The sequence below is a fragment of the Mesorhizobium sp. WSM4989 genome (assembly GCF_029625795.1).
GTDB lineage: Bacteria > Pseudomonadota > Alphaproteobacteria > Rhizobiales > Rhizobiaceae > Mesorhizobium.
In genome coordinates this window covers 1,677,188-1,697,250 of record NZ_JARTVN010000001.1, presented here as the reverse complement: position 1 = coordinate 1,697,250, position 20,063 = coordinate 1,677,188, and the positions used below count along the sequence as shown (strand labels likewise).

18 protein-coding genes and 1 other RNA gene are annotated in these 20,063 nt (G+C 63.8%); 6 read left to right on the top strand and 13 right to left on the bottom strand.

Going from position 1 to position 20,063, the window contains the following annotated elements; genetic code table 11:
* Window positions 1-11 precede the first annotated feature (11 nt).
* Together P9217_RS08220 and P9217_RS08215 are read right to left on the bottom strand one after the other, a co-directional pair.
* Window positions 12-1,613, bottom strand: a complete 1,602-nt coding sequence (locus tag P9217_RS08220) for a cisplatin damage response ATP-dependent DNA ligase (RefSeq protein WP_278086931.1) — start codon at window positions 1,611-1,613, stop codon at window positions 12-14.
* A gap of 238 nt (window positions 1,614-1,851) precedes the next feature.
* Window positions 1,852-2,862, bottom strand: a complete 1,011-nt coding sequence (locus P9217_RS08215; protein WP_095824408.1) for a ligase-associated DNA damage response exonuclease — start codon at window positions 2,860-2,862, stop codon at window positions 1,852-1,854.
* A 108-nt stretch (window positions 2,863-2,970) separates the two neighbouring features.
* Here P9217_RS08215 and P9217_RS08210 point away from each other — a divergent pair, with 108 nt between their 5' ends.
* Window positions 2,971-3,888: a methyltransferase domain-containing protein gene (locus P9217_RS08210; RefSeq protein WP_278086249.1), complete on the top strand. Its 918-nt coding sequence runs from the start codon at window positions 2,971-2,973 to the stop codon at window positions 3,886-3,888.
* 75 nt (window positions 3,889-3,963) lie between these two features.
* The gene (locus P9217_RS08205) at window positions 3,964-4,347 is read left to right on the top strand and encodes a hypothetical protein (RefSeq protein ID WP_278086250.1); all 384 of its coding nucleotides are present in this window, start codon (window positions 3,964-3,966) and stop codon (window positions 4,345-4,347) included.
* On the opposite strand, the gene P9217_RS08200 is transcribed toward P9217_RS08205, so the two are convergent.
* From P9217_RS08200 to P9217_RS08165, 8 genes are all read right to left on the bottom strand, one after another.
* Complete coding sequence (locus P9217_RS08200) at window positions 4,341-5,282, bottom strand: glyoxylate/hydroxypyruvate reductase A (protein WP_278086251.1); 942 nt, start codon at window positions 5,280-5,282, stop codon at window positions 4,341-4,343. The genes P9217_RS08205 and P9217_RS08200 overlap by 7 nt on opposite strands.
* 29 nt (window positions 5,283-5,311) lie before the next feature.
* The gene (locus tag P9217_RS08195; protein WP_278086252.1) at window positions 5,312-6,940 is read right to left on the bottom strand and encodes an ABC transporter ATP-binding protein; all 1,629 of its coding nucleotides are present in this window, start codon (window positions 6,938-6,940) and stop codon (window positions 5,312-5,314) included.
* The gene (locus P9217_RS08190) at window positions 6,937-8,076 is read right to left on the bottom strand and encodes an ABC transporter permease (RefSeq protein WP_095824249.1); all 1,140 of its coding nucleotides are present in this window, start codon (window positions 8,074-8,076) and stop codon (window positions 6,937-6,939) included. The genes P9217_RS08195 and P9217_RS08190 overlap by 4 nt, the downstream gene beginning before the upstream one ends.
* A complete protein-coding gene (locus tag P9217_RS08185; RefSeq protein ID WP_278086253.1) occupies window positions 8,076-9,170 on the bottom strand; it encodes a microcin C ABC transporter permease YejB in 1,095 nt (364 codons plus the stop codon). Before P9217_RS08185 ends, P9217_RS08190 begins: the two co-directional genes overlap by 1 nt.
* The gene (locus P9217_RS08180) at window positions 9,170-9,463 is read right to left on the bottom strand and encodes a hypothetical protein (RefSeq protein WP_278086254.1); all 294 of its coding nucleotides are present in this window, start codon (window positions 9,461-9,463) and stop codon (window positions 9,170-9,172) included. The genes P9217_RS08185 and P9217_RS08180 overlap by 1 nt, the downstream gene beginning before the upstream one ends.
* Window positions 9,450-11,327, bottom strand: coding sequence for an extracellular solute-binding protein (locus tag P9217_RS08175; protein WP_278086255.1), 1,878 nt, complete (start codon window positions 11,325-11,327; stop codon window positions 9,450-9,452). The genes P9217_RS08180 and P9217_RS08175 overlap by 14 nt, the downstream gene beginning before the upstream one ends.
* The gene (locus P9217_RS08170; RefSeq protein ID WP_067324474.1) at window positions 11,327-13,204 is read right to left on the bottom strand and encodes an extracellular solute-binding protein; all 1,878 of its coding nucleotides are present in this window, start codon (window positions 13,202-13,204) and stop codon (window positions 11,327-11,329) included. Before P9217_RS08170 ends, P9217_RS08175 begins: the two co-directional genes overlap by 1 nt.
* A 156-nt stretch (window positions 13,205-13,360) precedes the next feature.
* Window positions 13,361-14,062 carry a cytochrome c family protein gene (locus P9217_RS08165; RefSeq protein ID WP_095799305.1) on the bottom strand — a complete coding sequence of 234 codons (702 nt, stop codon included), beginning with the start codon at window positions 14,060-14,062 and terminating at the stop codon, window positions 13,361-13,363.
* A 192-nt stretch (window positions 14,063-14,254) separates the two neighbouring features.
* On the opposite strand from P9217_RS08165, the gene P9217_RS08160 reads away from it, so the two are divergent.
* The gene (locus P9217_RS08160; protein WP_067324478.1) at window positions 14,255-14,983 is read left to right on the top strand and encodes a 3-deoxy-manno-octulosonate cytidylyltransferase; all 729 of its coding nucleotides are present in this window, start codon (window positions 14,255-14,257) and stop codon (window positions 14,981-14,983) included.
* A 26-nt stretch (window positions 14,984-15,009) separates the two neighbouring features.
* Window positions 15,010-15,873, top strand: a complete 864-nt coding sequence (locus P9217_RS08155) for a prephenate dehydratase (RefSeq protein WP_066996244.1) — start codon at window positions 15,010-15,012, stop codon at window positions 15,871-15,873.
* A gap of 269 nt (window positions 15,874-16,142) precedes the next feature.
* Here P9217_RS08155 and P9217_RS08150 read toward each other — a convergent pair whose 3' ends face one another.
* Genes P9217_RS08150 through P9217_RS08140 form a run of 3 tightly spaced genes read right to left on the bottom strand, consistent with a single transcriptional unit; the run spans window position 16,143 to window position 17,856 of the window.
* Window positions 16,143-16,445, bottom strand: coding sequence for a Dabb family protein (locus P9217_RS08150; RefSeq protein ID WP_278086257.1), 303 nt, complete (start codon window positions 16,443-16,445; stop codon window positions 16,143-16,145).
* Window positions 16,446-16,455: 10 nt separating this feature from the next.
* Window positions 16,456-17,397 (bottom strand): NAD(+) diphosphatase, encoded by a 942-nt coding sequence (gene nudC / locus P9217_RS08145; RefSeq protein WP_278086258.1) that lies wholly within the window; start codon window positions 17,395-17,397, stop codon window positions 16,456-16,458.
* A 39-nt stretch (window positions 17,398-17,436) separates the two neighbouring features.
* Window positions 17,437-17,856 (bottom strand): HIT family protein, encoded by a 420-nt coding sequence (locus tag P9217_RS08140; RefSeq protein WP_095799309.1) that lies wholly within the window; start codon window positions 17,854-17,856, stop codon window positions 17,437-17,439.
* A gap of 180 nt (window positions 17,857-18,036) precedes the next feature.
* Here P9217_RS08140 and ffs point away from each other — a divergent pair.
* Together ffs and P9217_RS08130 are read left to right on the top strand one after the other, a co-directional pair.
* Window positions 18,037-18,133, top strand: an RNA gene (ffs, locus tag P9217_RS08135) — signal recognition particle sRNA small type.
* Between the two features lie 106 nt (window positions 18,134-18,239).
* Complete coding sequence (locus tag P9217_RS08130; protein ID WP_278086259.1) at window positions 18,240-20,051, top strand: DNA polymerase III subunit gamma/tau; 1,812 nt, start codon at window positions 18,240-18,242, stop codon at window positions 20,049-20,051.
* The last annotated feature ends 12 nt before the right edge of the window (window positions 20,052-20,063 follow it).

Below are 20,063 nucleotides of genomic sequence, written 5' to 3'. Positions count from 1 at the left end.
TCGGCAGATTTCTAGCTGTCGAGCAACGCCTGCAGCGTCTCGATCCGGTCGGCCTCGGCGGAGGGCTTGTCCCAGCGCAACCGTGAGATGCGCGGAAAGCGCATCGCGACGCCAGATTTATGGCGCGTCGAGCGGTTGAGCCCTTCGAAGGCCACTTCCAGCACCAGCCCATTCTTGCGATCGGCGCGCACCGAGCGCACCGGCCCGAACCGCTCGATCGTATGGTCGCGCACATATTTGTCGATTTGCCGCAGCTCCTCGTCGGTGAAGCCGAAATAGGCCTTGCCGACCGGCACCAGCTCTTCCGATCCCTCCGGGCCTGACCAGACCCCGAAAGTGTAGTCGGAATAGAAGCTCGAGCGCTTGCCGTGGCCGCGCTGCGCATACATCAGCACCGCATCGATCGTGTGCGGATCGCGCTTCCACTTGAACCAGGGGCCTTTCGGCCGGCCGGCAAGATAGGGCGAATCCCAGCGCTTCAGCATCACCCCTTCGATGATCGGATGCGGCGGCGCCTGGCGCAGCCGCTCCAGCGTCTCCCAATCCGAAAATTCGACCAGCGGCGAAAGGTCGAAGCGGCTGGGATCGAGCGTCTGGACGAAGGCTCCGAGCCGGGTGCGGCGCTCGGCGAAGGGGAGGCTGCGCAAATCCTCGCCGTTGATTTGCAGCGCGTCGTAGCAGCGCATGAAGGCCGGATATTGCTGCTGGATTTTTGGCGAGACGCTCTTGCGGTTCAGCCGCTGCTGCAGGTCGGAGAAGGTTCCGGTCGCCTCGCGCGGGTCGCCGACCAGCAATTCGCCGTCGAGCGCCGCCTCGAAATCCATCGTCGCGGCGAGGTCCGGGAAGGCGCCGGAAACATCGTCGCCGGTGCGCGAATACAGCCGGCGGATGCCGCCCTCGCACACCGCCTGGACGCGGATGCCGTCCCATTTCCACTCCGCCGCATAATCGGCCGGTTCGAGCTTTTCCAAATCGCCGTCGTCGACCGCGTTGGACAGCATCACCGGCCGGAACAATGCGAGCGCCGCGCTCCTCGGTTTTTCCGCCCGGCCTTCCAGCCACGCAAAGAGCGCCGTGTAGGGTGGCGTCAGCCCGTGCCAGAGCTCCTCGATCTCGACGACATCGACTTGGCCGAGATCGGCCAACGCCTGCTTGGCAAGCCGCGCCGACACGCCGATGCGCAACCCGCCGGTAACCAGCTTGATGATGGCGAAGCGCGCAGAGATGCTGGCGCTGTCGAGAAGCCTGGCGAGCACCTGCGGCCCGTCGGAGCGGCTCGCCGCCTGCAGCTTGCCGACCACTTCGGCGAGCGTCGGCGCGTGGTTCGGCATGTGGCCGGCCGGCTGCGGCCAGACCAGCGACACCGTCTCGGCGAGGTCGCCGACATAATCGTAGGAATAACCGAACAGCACGGGGTCCATGCGCTCGACCACCAGCCCGCGCAGCATCGCCGGCTTCACCGCCGCGATCGACAGATCGCCGGTGATCGCCGCCAGCGCCAGTCCGCGGTCGGGATCCTCGACGCTACGGAAATAGTCGGTGAGCAGCGTCAGCTTGCCGTTGCGCGAAGGCGTCAGCACCAGCCGGTCGAGGAGCTCGGCGAAGCGGTTCATCGTTGGTTGCGCCATGCCAATCGCGAGAGCAGGCGCAAGGCGCCCCCCTCTGTCCTGCCGGCCATTTCCCCCTCAAGGGGGGAAATCAGATGCCGCGCCGGCTTTCGCCAATCTCTCGCGTCGCGGGAGATGCGTCGGCGCTGAAACTGCCAATCTCCCCCCTTGAGGGAGAGATGTCCGGCAGGACAGAGGGGGGCGCCGTAGAACTCGGCGGCGGCGATTGGCGAACACTGTTCCATCAATCGCCCTCGTCCTCGTAGCCAACAAGATGCAGCGGCCGCGCGGCGATGCCCTCCAGCTCGCACCAGCGCACCAGCGCTTCCTCGCGGCCATGCGTCACCCAGATCTCCTCGGCGCCGGTTTCCTTGATCGTGGCGATGAGCTCGTCCCAGTCGGCATGGTCGGAAATGATCAGCGGCAGCTCGACGCCGCCCTGCTTGGCGCGCTGACGGATGCGCATCCAACCTGAAGCGAAGCAGGCGATCGGGTCGGGGAAGCGCCGCGCCCAGCGGTCGGCGAACGCGGCCGGCGGCCCGACGACAATGGCGCCTTCGAAATCGGCCTTGCCGCCGCTTTCCACCGTCGCCGGTTCGATCTGCCCCAGATCGATGCCCTGGCTCTGGTAATACTCGCTGAGCTTGGCCAGCGCGCCATGGATATAGATCGGCCTGTCGTAACCGGCCTCGCGCAGCAGCCGCATGACGCGCTGCGCCTTGCCGAGCGCATAGGCGCCGATCAGGTGCGAACGCTCGGGAAATTGCGTCGCCGATTTGAGCAGGCGCGCGATCTCCTCATGGTCCGGCGGGTGCCGGAACACCGGCAGCCCGAAGGTCGCCTCGGTGATGAAGACATCGCAAGGCACCGGCTCGAACGGCAGGCAGGTAGCGTCCTTCTGGCGCTTGTAGTCGCCGGAGGCGACGATGCGCAGGCCCTGATGCTCGACGACGATCTGCGCCGAACCCAGCACATGCCCGGCCGGATGGAAAGTGACGGAGACGCCGTTGATATCAATCGTCTCGCCAATGACTGCTGCCTGCGTGGTTTCGGCGAAATCCTCGCCATAGCGCAGGCCCATGATGTCGAGCGTTTGCTGTGTGGCAAGCACCGAGCGGTGGCCTGAGCGCGCATGATCGGAATGGCCGTGCGTGATCAGTGCGCGGCTGACCGGCCGCACCGGATCGATGAAGAAATCGCCTGGCGGACAGTAGAGCCCTTCGGGTCGTGGCTTGAGCAGGTCGCTGGCGCGCATGGCCTTGAACATAGTGGCTAAATTCGACGCGGGAAGCCTGTTGCAACAGCCTGCTGACTCGTCCTACAGCCGGCCGCCGGTTCGCACACCGGCGGGACCAATGGAACCATGAAACCACTTCAGGCCTCGTCCGGCGATTTGAACGCCGACCGTCGCGCCGACTTTGCCGAGATGCTGCTGGCCTCCGGCGAGCCTGCGCAGGCGGCGGAGCTTTTGCTTGGCGCGCTGGAGCTGGCGCCGCAATGGACGGCGGGCTGGTTCCGGCTCGGCGAGATGCAGGAAGCCGCACGTTTTCCCGACCAGGCCGCCCACGCATGGGCGATGGCCATGAAGCTCGATCCCGCGGACCGGCTGGGTTCCGCGCTCAAGCTGCAGCTGATCGGTCATGCGCCGGTGGCAGCGGCTCCGCCCAGCGCTTTCGTCGAGACCCTGTTCGATCACTATGCCGACAATTTCGAGCAATCGCTGGTCGGGAAACTCGGTTATCGAATGCCAGAGTTTCTCGAGCGCGCCATTCGCGCGGCGAGCCCGGGCCGGTTCCGGCTGGCGCTCGACCTCGGCTGCGGCACCGGCCTGATGGGCGAAAGGCTGCGCCCGATCGTTGACCGGCTGGAAGGCTATGACATTTCGAGCAGCATGTTGCGGAAGGCGCGCGCCAAAGGCATCTACGACAAGCTCTCCAAGTCCGATCTCCAGCATTTCTCTCGACCTGGCTCGAAAGCCGACCTCGTGGTCGCCGCCGACGTGTTCATCTATGTCGGGGCGCTCGAACGCATTGTTGGAGCAATTGCCAACAGTCTGGTCGATGAAGGCCTCTGTGCGTTCTCGGTCGAGACACTTGCCGGTGGCGATGCCTTTGCATTGCTGCCCTCGCGGCGCTACGCGCATTCCGTGGCCTATGTGCGGCGCGTTCTCGCCGACAGCGGGTTTGCGATCCTGTCGCTGGAAAGCACGACCATCCGGCATGACCGCGGCGAGCCAGTAGGAGGCCTTGCGGTGATAGCCCGTCGCAGGCCGGCGGAATGAGGGCGACGGCTGCTCGCGAAAAAGCCCGAATCGCGTGTCGGCTTAGGGCGTGGCGATACGGCACGGAGAATTACCATGCGCTGGACCATGGCTGTGTTGGCATCTTGCCTGATGACGGCCGGCTGCGTTGGCGGCACTTCGATGGCGGAGCGCCAGGACGAAAACGTCCAATCCTCGCTGCAATATGACAGCGTGCCCTGCGACCAGCTGCTAGCCAATCGCAACGCGCTGGCGCAGCAATACAATCTGCCGGTCACCGCAAAACCGGCTTTCTCCAATCCGGCGATGGGTTTTGGCCCGTTCACGCCGGACATGCGCTCCAGAGCGCAGCGCGACAGCGACAAGGCGAGCGGCGAGATCGACGGAATGAACCGTTCGATCGAACGGCGCGATTGCGGCAAGCCGAAGAAGAAGGACAAGTTCGCGCTGCCGGGCTCGAAGCCGGCGTCTACTCAGTAACCCGCTTCGCGATCGACGACGTTTTCGAGCTTTTCGCCGTGCTCGAAGGCGGCCATCTGCCGAAGCATGATCGGCACCAGATGGGCCGGGTCCGAGGTCGCCGCCGCATGCGGCGTCACGAACACTTTCGGATGGCTCCACAACGGGCTCGTCTTCGGCAGCGGCTCGACCTCGAACACGTCGAGGCTCGCTTCCTTCAGCGTGCCGTCGTCCAGCGCGCGCAGGATGTCGGCATCCTTCTGCAGCCGCCCGCGCCCGGCGTTGATCAGCACCGAGCCGCCGAGGCCGTTGCGTTTGCGCAATTCCTTCAGAACGGCGTAATTGACGATGCCTTGCGTGCGCGGCGTCAGCGGCAACAGCACCACCAGGATGTCGGTGGCGTTGAGGAAGGGGATCAGCCCGCCTTCGCCGGAATAGGTCGACACGCCCTGCATCGGGTGCTCGGTGCGCGACCAGCCGTTCACGGCGAAGCCTAGCGCCAAAAGCACCGATGCCGCGGCGCGGCCAAGGTTGCCGAGACCCATGATGCCGACCGAGATGTCGCCGGCCGGGCGTTGCGGCGGCTCGTGCCAGGTCTTCTTCTGCTGTTGCGCTCGGTAGAGCATGCCCTGGCGATGGTGGTCGAGCACGCGCCAGACGACATACTCGGTCATGTATTGCGTGAGATTGTCGGCAACGACCCGGACGATCGGCACCTCGGGCAGGCCGGGGTCGGCGAAGATATGGTCGACGCCTGCGCCGATCGAGAAGATGGCGCGCAAATTGGGCAGCGACGACAACAGATTCGGTTTCTGCTTCCACACCACTGCATAAGCGATCGAGGGATCGCTCGGACCATCGGGCTCCAGCACCACCTCGCGCTCGGCCGCGAGCAGTTCGCGCCAGCGCTGCGGGTGAAAGCCGGTGAGGGCAAGCAGAACTTTGCCTTTTTCCATTCGTGGAGTGTCTTTCCTGTATTTCCAGCCTATTCGCTCACGACCCCGGTCGGTGCCGTTTCGATCCGGAACGCGGCCGAGATCAGCGCCCTCGTATAGTCGGTTTGCGGGCGGTCGAAAATCTGTTCGGACGGCCCGGCTTCGACGATCTGACCATTGCGCATGACGATCACGTCGTTGGCAAGGGCGCGGATGACCTTCAGGTCGTGGCTGATGAAGAGATAAGCGAGGTTGTGCCTGGCCTGCAGGTTGCGCAACAGATCGACCACTTGCGCCTGCACGCTCATGTCGAGCGCCGAAGTCGGCTCGTCGAGCATGACGAAGCGCGGGTTGAGCACCATGGCGCGGGCGATGGCGACACGCTGGCGCTGGCCGCCCGAGAATTCATGCGGATAGCGGTGACGCGTCTCCGGGTCGAGACCGACTTCCTTCAGCACCTCGACGACCTTGTCGTCGCGCTCATCGGGCGAGAGTTTCGGCGCATGGATCTTCAGCCCTTCCTCAATGATCTCCGCGACCGACATGCGCGGGCTCAAGGATCCGAACGGGTCCTGGAAGACGATCTGCAGCTCGCGCCGCAGCGGCCGCATGGCGCTGAAGGAAAGCTGGTTGATGTCGCGCCCGTTGAAGTTGATCGCGCCCGTGGACGAGATCATCCGCGCGAGCGCCAGGCCTAGCGTCGTCTTGCCGGAGCCGGATTCACCGACGACGCCGAGCGTCTGGCCGGCGCGCACGGTAACGTCGATGCCGTCCACCGCCTTCACATGGTCGACGGTGCGGCGGAAGAAGCCCCGCTTGATCGGGAACCAGACCTTGATGTCCTTGCCGGTCATCACCGCCGTGGCATCGGCATTCGCCGCCGGCGGTTTGCCCTTCGGCTCGGCGGCCAAGAGGTGCTTGGTATAGGCGTGTTGCGGGTTGGCGAAGATCTCCTTGGTCGGCCCGGTCTCGACTATTTTGCCCTTCGTCATGACGCAGACGCGGTCGGCGATCTTTCTGACGATGCCGAGGTCATGGGTGATGAATAGCATCGACATGCGCTTGCGGCTTTTCAGGCCGGCGAGCAGTTCGAGGATCTGCGCCTGCACGGTCACGTCGAGCGCCGTCGTCGGCTCGTCGGCGATCAAGAGTTCCGGCTCGTTGGCCAAGGCCATGGCGATCATGACGCGCTGGCGCTGGCCGCCGGAGAGCTGGTGCGGATAGGCATCGAGCCGCTTCTGCGGGTCGCGTATCCCGACCTCGGTGAGCAGCTCCAACGTGCGAGCGTGGGCCTGGCGATCGCCCAGTCCCTGATGCAGCTTCAGCACCTCGACGATCTGCTGCTCGATCGTGTGCAGCGGATTGAGCGAGGTCATCGGCTCCTGGAAGATCATGGTGATCTTGTTGCCGCGCACGCCGCGCAGCGTCCTTTCGTTGGCGTGGAGCAGGTCGGCGCCGTGGAACAGGATCTTTCCCGAGGGGTGGCTGGCCGACGGGTAGGGCAACAGCTTCAGCACCGAGAGCGCCGAGACCGATTTGCCGGATCCGGATCCGCCGACCAGCGCCACCGTCTCGCCCTTGCCGATGTCGAAGGAGACGTGGTCGACGGCGATCGATTGCGTGCCGCCTTGCGCGAAGGCGACACTCAAATCGCGGACGGAAAGCAGAGGGTCGCTCATTTGAACGTCTTGCGCGGATCGAAGGCATCGCGCGTCGCCTCGCCGATGAAGACCAGCAGCGACAGCATCAGCGAAATCACGATGAAGCCGGAGATGCCGAGCCAGGGCGCGTTGAGATTGCGTTGCGCCTGCTTCAGCAATTCGCCGAGCGAGGCCGAACCCGGCGGCAGGCCGAAGCCGAGATAGTCGAGCGAGGTCAGCGTCGAGATCGAGCCCGAGAGCAGGAAGGGCAGGAAGGTCAGCGTCGCCACCATGGCGTTGGGCAGGAGATGGCGGAACATGATGGTGAGGTTGGGCACGCCAAGCGCGCGCGCCGCGTTGACATATTCGAAGTTGCGCGCGCGCAGGAACTCGGCCCGCACCACGCCGACCAGCGCCACCCAGGAGAACAGCAGCATCAGGCCGAGCAGGATGAAGAAGCCGGGCGGCAGGATCGCGGAGACGATGAGCAGCAGATAAAGCACCGGGATCGCCGACCAGATCTCGATGAAGCGCTGAAAGAGAAGGTCCGTCCAGCCGCCGAAATAGCCTTGCACCGCGCCGGCCGCGACGCCGATCAGCGAGGAGCCGAGCGTCAGGATCAGCCCGAAGAGCACCGAGATGCGGAAGCCGTAAAGCACGCGTGCCAGCACGTCGCGCGCCTGATCGTCGGTGCCCAGCCAATTCCAGTTGCCGACGACGCAGTTCGGATCGGCTTCGCCCTGCGGATACTGGCTGCAGCGCGTCTTCCTGTCGTAAAGCCAGGACGGCTTGGCGGGTGCGGCTTCTGGGATGGCGTTGTTGACCGTTTGATAGGAGTAGCGGACCGGCGGCCAGATCATCCAGCCATTGGCATTGATCTCGTCCTGAATCACCGGATCGCGATAGTCCGTGACGGCATAGAAGCCGCCGAATTTCTCCTCCGGATAGGCGACCAGCACCGGAAACAGGATCTCGCCCTTGTAGGAGGCGATGATGGGCTTGTCGTTGGCGATCAATTCGGAAAACAGCGACAGCACGAACAGCAACAGGAAGATCCACAGCGACCAGTAGCCGCGCCGGTTCGCCTTGAAGTTTTGCAGCCGCCGCTGATTGAGCGGCGACAACCACGGCCGGGCGGCGCGGGCCGGCTTGGTTTCTGCCGAAGCTGCCGTCATCAGACGTCTCTCCGCTCGAAATCGATGCGCGGATCGACCCAGGTGTAGATCAGGTCCGAGAGCAGGGCGACGAACAGGCCGAGCAGCGAGAAGATGTAGAGATTGGCGAAGACCACCGGATAGTCGCGGTCGATCACCGACTTGAAGCCGAGCAGGCCGAGCCCGTCGAGCGAGAAGATGTTCTCGATCAGCAGCGAGCCGGTGAAGAAGGCCGAGATGAAGGCGCCCGGGAAGCCTGCGATGACGATCAGCATGGCGTTGCGGAAGACATGGCCATAAAGCACCTTGCGCTCCGACAGACCCTTGGCGCGCGCCGTCACCACATATTGCTTGCGGATCTCCTCGAGGAACGAGTTCTTGGTCAAAAGCGTCGTCGTGGCGAAGGCCGACAGCACAAGTGCGGTCAGCGGCAGCGTCATGTGCCAGAAATAGTCGATGATCTTGCCCGGCCAGGACAGCTGGTCCCAATTGTCGGAAACGATGCCGCGGAGCGGGAACCAATCCCAGAACGAGCCGCCGGCAAACAGCACCATCAAAAGGATGCCGAACAGGAAGCCGGGGATGGCATAGCCGACGATCACCACGCCGCTCGTCCAGACATCGAAGGTCGAGCCGTCCTGCACCGCCTTGCGGATGCCGAGCGGGATCGAGATCAGGTAGGAGAGCAGCGTGATCCAGAGCCCGATCGAGATCGACACTGGCATCTTTTCCAGGATCAGGTCGAGCACCGAGATGTCGCGGAAATAACTGTCGCCGAAGTCGAAGCGGGCATAGTTCCACAGCATCATGCCGAAGCGCTCGAGCGGCGGCTTGTCGAAGCCGAACTGCTTTTCGAGCTTCTTGATGAATTCGGGGTCCAACCCTTGGGCCCCGCGATATTTCGAGCCGACATCGCCGGCGACGTCGAAATTGGTGGCGCCCGCGTCGCCACCGCCGCCGCCGAGGCGATCCGTGCCGCCCTGGTTGGTGAGCTTGGCGATGACCTGCTCGACCGGGCCGCCCGGCGCGAACTGGATGACGGCGAAGGAGATCGCCATGATGCCGAACAGCGTCGGGATCATCAGAAGGATGCGGCGCAGGATATAGGCGCCCATCAGATGTTGCCCTCCTTGGGGAAGACCACTGTATCTGGAGGCGTCCCCGAGGCAATCGCTTCAGACCAATTGTCGGCGTCGGCGCCGCCGCTCACCGTCCTGCCGGACATTTCTCCTCCTATAGTGACGGGGAGAAAGGGGCTGGCCGCAATCTCGGCACGTTCGCCACGCCGCTTGTGATTGGCGAAACCAAAGACGAAGGTTTCCCTCTCCCCGTGACTATACGGGGAGAGGATGCCGGCAGGCAGGTGAGGGGCGGCGCCTTCGGCCGCAAGAAATTCACCCTTTGCCAATTTTCGCCGCCTTGCCCTTGTCGACCCACCACAGCGCTTCGACCGGAAAGCCGAAATCGGGCTTCTGCTCGGGAAAGCCGAACATGTCCCAATAGGCGCTTCGGTGATTCGCCAGATACCAACTTGGAATCCAATCGCGCCGAGCGCGCAAGGCCCGATCGAGCGCCCGCATGGCGACGGTGAGGCCCTCACGGTCCTTGGCGGCGCCGACGGCGTCGATCAGCGCGTCTATAGCCGGACTCGCTATGCCCGGCAGGTTCCGAGAGCCTGAGACCGACGCGCTTCGCGAATGGAAGAAGGTCTCGAGGTCATCACGGGTCGGGGTTGCGCTAAAGGAGAAGGCGGCGGAGATCATGTCGTAGTCGAATGTGTTCTGTCGCAATTGATACTGCGCGGCATCGACCAGCCGGATTGAGGCATCGATGCCGACAGCCTTCATATTGTCGACCCAGGGCGAGTAAATCTGCACGAACGCGTCGTCGTCGACGAGGATTTCGGCTGAGAGCCGTCCGCCCTTGTCGTTCACGACAAACGCGCCGGATCGCTTCCAGCCGGCCTCGGCGAGAAGCTTCGCCGCCTTGCCCAGCAATTGGCGGTCGCGGCCTGAGCCGTTCGATACAGCCTGGGTCACGGCTTCGCCGAAAGTCTCGGGCGGAATCTGATCCCGCAGCGGCTCCAGCAAAGTCAGTTCCTGCGGCGACGGCACGCCTTCGGCGCGAAAATCCGATTTCTCGAAGCAAGACTGCGAGCGCTCATATGAGCCGTAGAAGAAATTGCGTCGGGTCCATTCGAAGTCGAAGCAGAGTGCGATCGCCTGCCGAACGCGGGAGTCCCGGAACTGTTCCCGCCTTTGATTGACGGCGGTGGCCTGCATGGAAGGCACCTTTTCCGCCGGGAATTCGTGCTTCACCACCTTGCCGGCCGTGACAGCCGGAAAATCGTAACCCGTGGCCCAGACACGCGAAACGGATTCTTCCCTGTAGAGGATCTCGCCCTTCTTGAACGCTTCGAACGCGGCGTTGCGGTTCTGGTAGGATTCGATGCGAATGCGCTGGAAATTGTTCTGGCCGCGATTGACCGGAAGATCGTTGCCCCAATAGTCGGCCACCCGCTCATATTCGATCCAGGCCCCGGCCGACCAGCGGCCGATCTTGTAGGCGCTTGAACCCAACGGAGGATTCATCTGCGAGGAATCGAACGGATTGGCCGTATAGAAGGCTTTCGACAGGATCGGCATCTGGACGACGTTGAGAATCGTGCGGGAGGCCTGCTTGCCTGAGAATTTGAGTTCAAGCGTGTGGGCGTCCACCGCTACGGCGTCCTCCAGATGCGTCAGCGACAGCGAATAGTCTGGGTGCCCCTTGTCCTTCAGCAGCTTGAAGGTGAAGGCGGCATCCTCGGCCGTCAGCGGCGTGCCGTCGTGGAAACGGGCCTGCGGGCGCAGCGAGAAGGTGAAGCCGTTGCGGTCGTCGGAAATCGTGACCCCGTCGGCGATCAGCCCATAGACGGCGTCGGGCTCGTCAAGCGCCCGCACCATCAGCGCATCGAAGCACATTTCCGTGCGCTGCGGCGCATCGCCCTTGGGGACGAATGAATTCAGGGTGCTGAAGGTCAGCGGGGTCTGGTTCGCGACCCAGTTGAAAGGCTGGAAATTGAAGGTGCCGCCTTGCGGCGCATCGACATTGACATAATCGAAATGCGCGAAGTCAGGCTTGTATTTCAAATCGCCGAACGCCGACAGCCCATGCAATTTGACACCGGTCGGGGTCCGAGCGAAAGCCCGACCCGGCAGCAGCACTGCGGCAGTCGCCGCCGCGCCGAGCGCCAGGAAGTCACGACGAGGAAGCAATGTCTGCCGCCTCATCAGTTACCCCTGTATTTGGCGGTCAATGCCTTTTCCTTCGCCGTATCGATCCACCAGGAGTCGATATCGGCGCCACGGTAGCTGGGCTGCTTTTCGGGCATGCCGAACTTGTTCCAGTAGGCAAGCCAGACCACCGCCCGGTAGTATTGCGGCACGGTATAGTAGTTCCACAACAGCACGCGATCGAGCGCATGAGTGGCGGCGACGAGATCGTCGCGGTCGGTGGCGAAGATGACGCGGTCCACCAGCGCGTCGACGACCGGGTCCTTGATGCCGGAGTAATTGCGCGAGCCGGGTGAATCGGCGGACTTCGAACTCCAGAAATCGCGCTGTTCGTTGCCGGGCGAATCCGATTGCTGCAGCACGTTGGTGATGACGTCGTAGTCGAAATTGTTGACGCGGTTGACGTACTGGCTGGGGTCGATGATGCGCAGCGTCGCATCGACGCCGATCTTGCGCAGATTGGCGATATAGTTGCCGGAGAGGATCTGATCCGTGTCGGACGTGCCGAGGATCTCGAATTTGAACGGCGCGCCGCTCTTGGCGTTCATCATCTTGCCGCCCTTGATCACCCAGCCGGCCTGGGCGAAGAGGTCGACAGCCTGCTTCAGATATTTCCGCTCCGCTTGCGGTGAGTCGTAGACCGGCAGCTTGAATTCCTGGGTGAACAGTTCAGGCGGCAGCTTGTCGCGATACTTCTCGAGGATTTCGAGTTCCTTGCCTTGCGGCAATCCGCTCGACGCGAGTTCCGTACCTTGGAAATAGCTTTGGGTGCGCGTGTTGGAATTGAAGAACAGCGTTCGGTTCATCGTCTCGAAGTCATAGGGATAGGTTAGCGCCTCGCGGACCCGGCGATCCTGGAACAGCGGCCGGCGCTGGTTCAGCATGAAGGCTTGCATCGGCTCCGGCGAAGTGGTCTTGAATTCCTTTTTGATCACGTCGCCGGCGTTCACCGCCGGAAAGTTGTAAGCCGTCGCCCACCGCCGCGAGCTGTTTTCGGCCTTGATGTCGTCTAGCCCGCCCTTGGTAAAGGCCTGCCACGCAGCATTCTCGTCCAGTATGTAGGTGAAGCGCTGAGTGTCGAAGTTCTCCCGGCCGATCTTCACCGGCAGCTTGGCGCCCCAGTAATCAGCCACGCGCTGCCAGACGATCTCGGAACCCGGCTTGAAGCTGGCGATCTTGTAGGCGGCTGATCCCAGCGGCGGCTCGAGAGTCGGCCTGGTGATGTCGCGCTTCTTGCCGCTGGCATCGGTGCCCTCCCACCAGTGCTTCGGCAGGACGACCAGATCGCCGATAATCTTGGGCAGCTCGCGGTTGCCCTTCTGGTTGAAATGAAACTCGACCTCGCGGTCGGAAATCGCCACCGCGTCGGTAACGTTCTCGAAATAGCGGTTGTATTGGGGGGCGTTGGCCTTCAGCACCTGGAACGACCAGACCACATCGTCGACGGTGATCGGCTGGCCGTCATGCCATTTCGCTCGCCGGTCGAGCCGGTAGGTCGCAGAGGAATAGTCGGGCGGGTATTTATAGGCCTCGGCAACCAGCGGGTGGCTGACGCTGCCCTCGTCGGTCGCCTGGTCCATCAGCGTGTCGTAGAGCAGGCCGCCGCCGAACCCGGCGAGCCCCGCGGCCGGCGACCCCGGCACGATATAGGGATTGAAGCTGTCGAAAGTGCCGACAACGACGGAGTCGTGGGCGCCACCCTTGGGAGCGTCCGGATTGACATAGTCGTAGCGTTGGAAATTTTCGCCGTATTTGGACGGGCCGGTCAGCGAGGACGTGGTGTGCCACTCATCAGCGAGGCTGGCCTGCAGGCTGGCGGCGAAGGCGATCGCCAGCATCGATGCGAAAAACGTGCGGGAGCGGCCGACCGTCATGCGTTCTCCTCGTCGCAACAGTATCCACCGGCAATCTAGATCATTTGACGCCGGTGAAAACCGCAAGCGCCGGCTTTTGTCTCAGCATATGCGGCTTTCCTAACAAAAAAGCCGGGACGAACCCGGCTTTTCCAAGGTGTCTTTATGACGAAATGTTTATTGCGCGGGCGCGACCGGCTTGGCCGGGGCGGCACCTTCGGCCGGCTTTGCCGGAGCCGCACCTTCGGCCGGCTTGGCGGGTGCCGTACCTGCGGCCGGCTTCGCCGCGGCGGCGCCTTCGGCGGGCTTGGCTTCCGCCGAAGCGCCCGGCTGCGGCAGCGGCTTCGGATTGTCCGACAGCGTGCGCAGATAGGCGATCACGTTGGCGCGGTCCTCATCCTTCGGCAGGCCGGCAAAGCCCATCGCCGTGCCCTTCACGAACTTCTTCGGCGCGTTGATGAAGTGGTTGAGGTTGTCGTAGGTCCACTTCTCGGCGCCGCCCTTGGAGAAATCCTTCATGCCGGCCGAATAGGCGAAGCCCTCATGCTCGGCGACGGGGCGATCGATGATGTCCCAGAGGTCCGGACCGACCTTGTTGGGGCCGCCCTTTTCGCCGGAATGGCAGGCCTGGCACTTCTTGAAAATGGCGGCGCCCGTCTCGGCATTGGCGGTCGCGAGCAGGTCGGCGATCGGCTTGGCTTCGGCCGCGGGCGCGGCAGCGCCGCCGCCTTCGGCCGGCTCGGCCGCCTCGATGGCGAAGCCCGGCTTCTCGGGCGCGGGGGAGGCAAACAGCCCGTCGGAAACGATACCCACGGAAAAGACGACGAAACAGGTTCCGAGGAATCCGGCGAGCAGCTTGTTGACTTCGTTGGAATCCATACGCCCCTTGCTCCCTTTTCCGGCGGACCGTCCCGTCCACTCCGTCCGTCGGTATAGCGAAGGCCCCAACGGGCCCGTTAAATCGCGCGGAAACTAGGTCTTTTGCTTCGTCGTTGCAACACCTATAAGGGCGCTTCCAGTGAGACGTTTTGCCACTTTTCCATCCGCTTCCCCGGCTGTCCCAGAAGTCCCATGTCGACATTGATCCTGATCCCCGCCCGCATGGCCTCGACGCGCCTGCCGGGCAAGCCGCTGGCCGACATCGCCGGCGCGCCGATGATCGTCCATGTCGCCCGCCGCGGCGCCGAGGCCGGGCTCGGCCGTGTGGTGGTGGCGACCGACACCGAAGCGGTCGCCTCGGCGGTAAGGGATCACGGTTTCGAGGCGGTGATGACGCGCGCGGACCACGAATCGGGATCCGACCGCATCTTCGAGGCCCTCACCCTGCTGGACCCGGAGAAAAAGGTCGAAACCATCGTCAACGTCCAGGGCGATCTGCCGACCATCGATCCTGAGATCATCGGCGCATCGCTGCGGCCCTTCGCCGACCCGTCGGTCGACATAGCCACGCTCGGCGTCGAGATTGTGCGCGACGAGGAAAGGACCAATCCGAACGTGGTCAAGATCGTCGGCTCGCCGCTCTCGGCGACAAGGCTGAAGGCGCTCTATTTCACGCGCGCCACGGCGCCGTGGGGGGAGGGCCCGCTCTATCACCACATCGGCCTCTATGCCTACCGCCGGACAGCGCTGGAACGCTTCGTGGCGCTGAAGCCGTCGCCGCTCGAACGCCGTGAGCGGCTGGAGCAGCTGCGGGCGCTGGAAGCCGGCATGCGCATCGATGCCGAGATCGTCCGGTCGCTGCCGCTCGGCGTCGACACGCCCGACGATCTCGAGCGCGCCAGGCAAATTCTTTCAAACTGAGACATCCGTAAGCGAGACCTTGGCGCATGCCTGAAAAGACCAACAGAATATCCTTCCAGGGCGAGCCGGGCGCCAATTCCGATACCGCTTGCCGCAACATGTTCCCCTCGATGGAGCCGTTGCCCTGTCCCACCTTCGAAGACGCCTTCAACGCGGTCGAGACCGGCAAGGCCGAGCTCGCCATGATCCCGATCGAGAACACGATTGCCGGGCGCGTCGCCGACATCCATCATCTTTTGCCGGAATCGCGCCTGCACATCGTCGGCGAGTATTTCCTGCCCATCCATTTCCAGCTGATGGTGCTGCCGGGCGTGAAACGCGAAGAGATCAGAAGCGTGCACAGCCATATCCATGCCCTTGGCCAATGCCGCAAATACATCCGCAAGAATGGCTGGAAGCCGGTTGTCGCCGGCGACACGGCGGGATCGGCGAAGATGGTCTCCGAGGTCAAGGACCGCACGATGGCGGCACTTGCGCCTGCGCTTGCCGCCGAGCTCTACGGCCTCGACATCATCGAGAAGAATGTCGAGGACACCGACTCGAACGTCACCCGCTTCGTCGTGCTGACCAAGAACAAGCAATGGGCCGAGCGCCCCTCGCTGGAAGCCAAGATGATGACCACCTTCATCTTCCGCGTCCGCAACGTGCCGGCCGCGCTCTACAAGGCCATGGGCGGCTTCGCCACCAACGGCATCAACATGACCAAGCTCGAGAGCTACCAGCTCGGCGCTTTCACAGCGACGCTGTTTTATGCCGACATCGAGGGCCACCCCGATGATCCGCTGGTCAAGCTGGCGCTCGACGAATTGCGCTTCTTCTCGCGCGAGATGCGCATTCTCGGCGTCTATCCGGCAAGCGCGTCGCGCGAGCAGTGGAAGGTCGCCGATTAGGTGGTTCCTAGGACCTTCGAGATTGGCAAAGGCCTTGATGCTTCGTCATCCACGGGCGAAGCAAGGAGCGAAGCGACGCGGCGCAGACCCGAGGATCCATGCCGGGACTTCAACGCGTTAGGACGGTCCAGATTCTGCTCCGCTGCGCCCCTCGACTGAGGTAACGGCATGGATCCCAGGGTCTGCGCTCCGCTTCGCGTCGCTCCGCCCTGGGATGACGACCTCATGGAGGTCCGCGTCAATCTTAGACGCCGGCGCTCGATCCAATCTCAGCCAAAGCCGAGCGGGACATAGTCGATCTCGAGAAATTTCTCGACCTCAGGCAGCCAGCGGTCGCGCACGAACGCGACGTGGTCGGGATGCTCGTTGTATCTGGTATAGGCGGCCTGGTCGGCGAACTCCATCGAGAAGCCGAACTGATAGTCGTTCTTGGGGCTCACTTGGCGCAGCTGCTCGAAATGCGTCACACCCTTGATCGCGGTCAGGATCTTCTTGCCATCGTGGAGGAACCGCTTCGCCTCCAGCGAATGCGGCGGATGCTTCAGCGTGAACACGACGGTATGACGGATCATTTCTCGGCTCCTATTCGCTGTCGACCCAGGCGCGGATGAGGTGGTGGGCGATCGCCCCTTTCGGCGGCGTGATCAGGCCGCCCGGGTGCGTCCTCTCCAGCATCGAGCGCACCTCATCGCGGAAGAACCAGCGGCAGTCTTCGAGCTCGTTCAGGTCGGCCTGGATGTCCTCGTTGAGCGGCTCGCCGAAGCAGCCGATCATCAGAGAATAGGGGAACGGCCAGGGCTGGCTGGCGTGGTAGACGACGCGGCCGAGCCGGATTCCGGCCTCCTCCAGCGTCTCGCGGCGCACCGCCGCCTCTATCGTCTCGCCGGGCTCGATGAAGCCGGCAAGGGCCGAATACATGCCGGGCCCGAAATGCCGGCCGCGCCCGAGCAGGCATTTCTCGCGCGTCGCCGTGAGCATGATCGCCACCGGATCGGTGCGCGGGAAATGGTCGGTGCCGCAGGCCGGGCAATGCCGCCTGTAGCCGCCGGCGCGCATCTCCGAGCGATTGCCGCATTTGCTGCAGAAAGCGTGGCTGGCATGCCAGGCGAGCAGCGCAGCGCCCTGCGCCAGCGCGCCGGCCGCCGCTTCGTCTATCAGCCCCTGCATATAGACGGAGCGGTAGTCGATCGCCTTCACCGTTTCCGGCAGATTTTCCGGTTCGATGCCGGCGGGCACGGCCAGCACCGGGCAGCTCTCCGAAAGGCCGAGCAGCACGCCGCCGTCGAGCGAAACCTCGAAGGCCTGGCTTTCCGCCGCTTCGAACCATGGGTCGAATTTGCCGTCGTCGAGCTTCAGATAAAGCCTGCCGCCATGCATCAGCATCAGCCGCGCCGATCGCTCGCCAAGCGCCTTCTCGACCGCGTCGTCGGCGCGGTTTTCCGATTGCCGGTCGATCCGGTTGCCGGCGAAACCGACGAATTGGCTCGGCTCGCGCAAAGGCGCGTCAAACAGACGAAAGTTCATAGGAGACTCGAGGAGGGGCAGGAATGGACACGGATGGCTTTATAGCGCTGCCTTGATCTTTTCGGCAAACCGGCGGATGTCGGAGCGCTCATACGGCTCGCGCATGCCATGCCCCCAGACCGGCCCTGGCCAGCCGGGGTCGCTCTCGCTGCGGGCGATGACATGAACGTGCAGCTGGCGCACGATGTTGCCGAGCGCCCCGGTGTTGATCTTGGTGCAGCCGGTCACCCGCTTCAGCGCCTGGGCGACCATATTGGTCTCGAAGGTCAGCATCGTCTGGTCGAGCGGCGTCAGGTCGTGGATTTCCTCCACGCCCGGCCGCTGCGGCACCAGGACCAGCCACGGCCAGCGGCGATCGTTCATCAGCCGGAGCTCGCACAGACCGAGCCACATGAGCTGCTCACTGTCCGCCTCCAATCGGGCGTCCAGTGTGAAACCGGCCTTTAGGCCAGGCAGCATGGGCGTTTCCCTCACTTTTCGAGAATGCTTCAAACCCTGAACGCTAGAGCGACGGCAAGGTGGCTGCAAGCGAATCATTGACCGCTCCTGCGGATTTGAAGGTCTTCTGCACCGCATGGCCTGGCCGCTGATCCACTACGACCCTTGCATTTCGCCGCTGAATTGCCGATATGGAGCTTGGGAGGTTGGTGGTGGACGATCCACTCGCCAACCGGGTCAGGTCCGGAAGGAAGCAGCCCTAACGAGCCCGGAACGGGTCATTGTTCCAGCCTCCCGCCTCTTCGCCTTTCTCCCGCGACATTGACGGCGCCGAGCCGTGCGGGCGAGACTATGCGCAGGAATCGGCCGCCTTCCGTCGCGGTCCTTGGAGCTTTTGACGGCGAATGAGCGAAGCCGGAAATTCGGGGCCAGAAAGCCTGGAGACAGGTAAGGCCGGCGCCTATCGCGTGCTGGCGCGCAAATACCGCCCCTCCAATTTCTCCGAACTGATCGGCCAGGAGCCGATGGTCCGCACGCTCACCAATGCCTTCGCCACTGGCCGCATCGCCCAGGCCTGGATGCTGACCGGCGTGCGCGGTGTCGGCAAGACGACGACGGCGCGCATTCTCGCACGCGCCCTGAACTATAAAACCGCCACTGTCGACCAGCCCTCCGTCGACCTTTCGACCCCCGGCGAGCATTGCCAGGCGATCATGGAAGGCCGCCATGTCGACGTCATCGAGATGGACGCGGCTTCCCATACCGGCATCGACGACATCAGGGACATCATCGACCGCGTCCGCTACGCGCCGGTCTCGGCCCGCTACAAGGTCTACATCATCGACGAAGTGCACATGCTCTCCACCCAGGCCTTCAACGGCCTGTTGAAGACGCTGGAAGAGCCGCCGCCGCATGTCAAATTCATCTTCGCCACCACCGAGATCCGCAAGGTGCCGATCACGGTTCTGTCGCGCTGTCAGCGCTTCGACCTGAGGCGCATCGATGCCGGCGCGCTCGTCGCGCATCTTTCCTCGATTGCCGCCAAGGAAGGCATTTCCGTGGATGATGAGGCTTTGGCGATGATTGCGCGGGCCGCCGAGGGCTCGGCGCGCGATTCGCTCTCCATCCTCGATCAGGCGATCGCCCATGGCAGCGGCACCGTCAGCGCCGCCGCCGTTCGCGCCATGTTGGGCTTGGCCGACCGCGCCCGTATCATCGACCTGTTCGAGCACGTCATGAAGGGCGATGTTGCGGCGGCCTTGTCCGAATTCCGCGCACAATACGATACCGGCGCCGATCCGGCCGCGGTGCTCACCGACCTGGCGGAATTCAACCACCTCGTTACGCGTCTGCGGTTCGTGCCGGCCGCGGCCAATGATGCCTCGCTCTCCGAGGACGAGCGGCGGCGCGGCGCCGAATTTGCGAGCACGCTGTCGGTGCGCGTGCTCTCGCGAACCTGGCAGATGCTCTTGAAAGGCATTCCCGAGGTGCAGTCCTCCAACCGTCCAGTCAGCGCCGGCGAGATGGTGCTGATCCGGCTGGCGCATGCCGCCGACCTGCCGACGCTGGACGAAGCGCTGAAATCGCTCGAGGGGGCGGCCCCTGTGCCGAATGGCGCTCCGCGCGCCAATGGAGCGCCGGCAAGCAGTGGCGGCGGCACAAATGCCGTGGCGCCGGCGCGGATGCCGGCCTCTAACGGCGGAGGGCAGACCATGCGGCTGGTCGAGATGCAGCCCGCGCCCGCCGCCTTCCTCCCGGCGCCCGAACCGGTCATCGAAACACCGGCCGTTCCGGTGAAGTCGCTGGCCGACATCGCGGCCCTGGCCGATGCCAACCGCGACATCGCCTTCAAGGTGTTGGTCAAGCGCTGCGTGCGGCTGGTGCGCATCGAGCCTGGCCGCATCGACGTCAGCCTGACCGACGATGCGCCCAAGATGCTGCTTAACGACCTGACGTCCAAGCTGCGTGCCTGGACCGGCCGCAACTGGCTGGTCTCGCTGTCGAAGGAAGAGGGTAGCAAGACGCTGGCCGAGATGGAGACGACAAAGCGCGAGAACGCCTTCTCCGATGCCAGGAGCGATCCGACCGTCGCCGCCATCCTCGCCCGCTTTCCCGGCGCCAAGATCATCGACGTGCGCATTCCCGATGTGCCGGAAGCGGAAGGCGCTGACGCCGACCTGCCGGTTGAGCCGGCTGCCGACGACGAAGAGATTTAGAGCTGACGAACG